The sequence below is a fragment of the Crocosphaera sp. Alani8 genome, from assembly GCF_038442745.1.
In the GTDB taxonomy this organism is placed as follows: domain Bacteria; phylum Cyanobacteriota; class Cyanobacteriia; order Cyanobacteriales; family Microcystaceae; genus Crocosphaera.
This window is the reverse complement of record NZ_JARVCN010000330.1, coordinates 23,607-26,608: the sequence shown is the minus strand read 5'-3', so window position 1 is coordinate 26,608 and position 3,002 is coordinate 23,607. Positions and strand designations below refer to the sequence as shown.

Here is a 3,002-nt window from a genome sequence, read left to right as displayed (position 1 = left end):
TTTTGTATAGTTGAGACTTTAAAACCCTTCTAGTGTAATCAATATTTTTGTATATTTTTTGATAAGTCCTACTGTGTCACTGTCTCGGATAATCTTTGTTTTCTTTTAGTTAGGTAGGTTTTATGATCTAACCATTTTCCTTGTTGAATAAACCCCCAATTTTTGATTCTGGGACCACAAAAAAACAGACTCCAAGATCCTTGAGAATCAGGAGACATTTCGATGCGATGGAGAGATTGAGGAGAACGAATGCGGAAATGACCCGGACCTCGCCAAAATTTTCCTGTGGGGGTAATTTCCCAATAACCACCTTTGAGAATCAAGGTTGCATACCACCAGGGATGATCGTGTAGATCGTCGGGATCGCTCAGGCAGATGTAGTGTAACATCAGATTAAAAGGTAGGGTGCGTGCTTCAGCTTCTTCCGTTAGTTTGTCAGAAAACAACAAATAATAACGAATTAGATAAGGTCGAACCCCATCTCGGTCATATATAACCCGTTTCCGTCCTATTTTATCCAAAAATGTCAGTAACATTTTTTTAGTTTATTAACAACAGTCAAACTAAGACAATTATAAACGCTGATTTTTATTTTCCAAAACTTCGCAAAATTTACCGATACAGAGAGTGTTCTTTTCTTCCTGACTTTCTACTGGAATTTGGTTGTTTTGTTGAGTAGATAAGATTAAATAAGCAGTTATTCCCGAAAAAACAACGACTAGAGACAGTTGCCAAAGAACTATTCCAGAATCGTCTTTTTTTGAGATTTTTTTAGTTATTTTTTGAAAAAACAAGAGTTTTATAAACATAGTTAGTAGCAATTACCAGAAGAATGTTAAAATCCTTACTAATTTAAAGCAACACTGTGACACTTTGTTGGGTTTCACTCCGTCCTCATCATCAACAACCGTAAAGTAATACAGTAGAAGAGTAACCAGACAACTTAGTCTAGTTTAGTTATTGTAATGAATATTACAAGGTGGTGTGAGATGTTTTGGAAATTTTTTGAAGCTTGTGCAATCACATTGGGGTTGTATTTGTGTTTGCAATCAAGTAACTTTTCTACGATTGATGAAAGTTACTTATTATTTAGAGTAACTAAATCTGAGCAATTTTTCTTATTCAATCTACAAGAAGACATGACTTATAATCGATGGCAAACCTGGACAAATAAAAGCAAATTTCAGCCTAGAGTTAGAGGATATTGAACTGAATTTTATCCTAACAGATCAAGACGATACAATACTTACAGAAGTGTTGGCATTTTTTATATTGCGTTTGAGAATAACTACTGAATAGATTGGAGATATTTTTGATAATTCCTAAAAAATACGCAAGAATATTGGCTAATTTATGTTTACATTGACATCAGTATCTTTATTGTTACCCCTAACTTTACAAATTATTTAACTACATCTACTTGTTGATTTGCTCAAAAATTAAAGTTATGAACAAACATCGATCAATCGAAATTCTTTTAACCCATATTAAATTACAAGCAGTCCTTTATAACATCGACGAAACCATTGCTGTTGACTACGCACTGCTAAATTTGTATAGAAATACGGGGGAAATTTCCAAACAAGAATATCGTGAAGTTCTTTGGGAAATAACAGCAGAAATTTCTCAAAGCGAAGAATGTTGGGAAAAGTATATAAATTTTTCTCAATTTGTTACCACTCTTACCAACGAATATTTTGTAGAATACTGGTTTGAATTAGAAAACTTCCTAGATCTTTTCCCATTGAATGAGTAGCAATAGGTTTTTGCCGGTTATATGGTCTTGTTATCAAAAGCGATCGCTAATTTTAAGCGATCGCTTTTTGTTATACTTACAGTCCATCTTGGGGGATATAAACTAGTTTGTAACCTCCATTTCAATCACTTTTATTGAATATGTTATGCTAATGTCTAATTCTTCAGAGAATTTTGACATTGTTATAATAATGCTTGAGCAAAATTTTACTTTTGTTAGCGCAGTTCAATCTCAAAGAAAAATAAAATACTAATTTTTACTATTTAAGGAGTATTGTTTTTATGTTTGATATAAAGCATAACAGAGGTCAATTTATCATACTTTATATTGGCGGAATCTTACTAACTTTCATCTGTGGTTCTTTCTTCAATGCTCAACTTTCATCAATTAATTCCAAATTTTTGTTAGGTTTAGGAGTAGCCCATGTGCTGACCTTATTTTTCTTTAATTACATTTTCTTTAATTACATTAGTAGTGAAGAAGAATCAGAAAAATCAAAGAGACAAATTGAAGACGGTAATTTTATTCAAACAGCAGGTTACTTACACACATTAATTGGGTTTATTGTAGCTGTTGGTTTAGTCGGTGATGATATTGATAATATTAATAACTTATTATCGCCTCTTAGCAGTGCTTTAGTGACCAGTTTATTGGGGTGGTTTTTAGGAGGAATCCTTGTTTATGAAGGTGAGCATAAACAACCATCTCTTAATGAAGAAATTGCCGATGCTGTTGCTAAAGAAGTTGAGAAAGCATTAAGTGAATCACTAAAAGGATTACAAGAGAATTTAGAAGAATATACTAAGAGTTTTGGTAATAGTTTTGATGAACTTACTGAAGGTATTTCTAACGGTTTTGATGAACTTAATAAAAAATCCCAATCTTTATCGTTTACTTTTGATACTTTAAATAGTACGATAAAAAGTAAAACCAGTGATTTATCTACAAGTTGTAACGGGCTAATCACAACTATTGACATAAAAAGAACAACTTTAGATGCGAGCTTTCAAGAAATAAATGATGTTGTCAGAAGTCAAAAAGAACCTTTGGCAAATAGTTTCCAAGGAATTAACACTATTTTAGATAGTCAACAACAACCTCTGTCAGATAGTTTTCAAAGAATCAATAATGTTTTAGAACAACAGCAACAACCTTTGTCAGATAGTTTTCAGGCAATAAATACTGTTTTAAAACAACAGCAACAACCTTTGTCAGATAGTTTTCAGGCAATAAATACTGTTTTAGA

4 protein-coding genes are annotated in these 3,002 nt (G+C 32.2%); 2 read left to right on the top strand and 2 right to left on the bottom strand.

Annotated features, from left to right (window positions below; genetic code table 11):
• Nucleotides 1-68: 68 nt before the first annotated feature.
• Complete coding sequence (locus tag P9B04_RS17335) at nucleotides 69-536, bottom strand: hypothetical protein (protein ID WP_342056231.1); 468 nt, start codon at nucleotides 534-536, stop codon at nucleotides 69-71.
• A 36-nt stretch (nucleotides 537-572) separates the two neighbouring features.
• Entirely contained in the window at nucleotides 573-809 is a 237-nt protein-coding gene (locus P9B04_RS17330; RefSeq protein WP_342056230.1) for a hypothetical protein, read from the bottom strand.
• A gap of 638 nt (nucleotides 810-1,447) precedes the next feature.
• On the opposite strand from P9B04_RS17330, the gene P9B04_RS17325 reads away from it, so the two are divergent.
• The gene (locus P9B04_RS17325; protein WP_342056229.1) at nucleotides 1,448-1,756 is read left to right on the top strand and encodes a hypothetical protein; all 309 of its coding nucleotides are present in this window, start codon (nucleotides 1,448-1,450) and stop codon (nucleotides 1,754-1,756) included.
• Between the two features lie 281 nt (nucleotides 1,757-2,037).
• Nucleotides 2,038-3,002 (top strand): hypothetical protein (locus P9B04_RS17320; protein WP_342056228.1); only part of this gene is annotated, 965 nt, incomplete at its 3' end.

What these genes read in the sequence shown, in the direction of transcription:
- P9B04_RS17335 (WP_342056231.1), bottom strand. Translation starts at nt 536, where the DNA reads ATGTTACTGACATTTTTGGATAAAATAGGACGGAAACGGGTTATATAT.
- P9B04_RS17330 (WP_342056230.1), bottom strand. Translation starts at nt 809, where the DNA reads ATGTTTATAAAACTCTTGTTTTTTCAAAAAATAACTAAAAAAATCTCA.
- P9B04_RS17325 (WP_342056229.1), top strand. Translation starts at nt 1,448, where the DNA reads ATGAACAAACATCGATCAATCGAAATTCTTTTAACCCATATTAAATTA.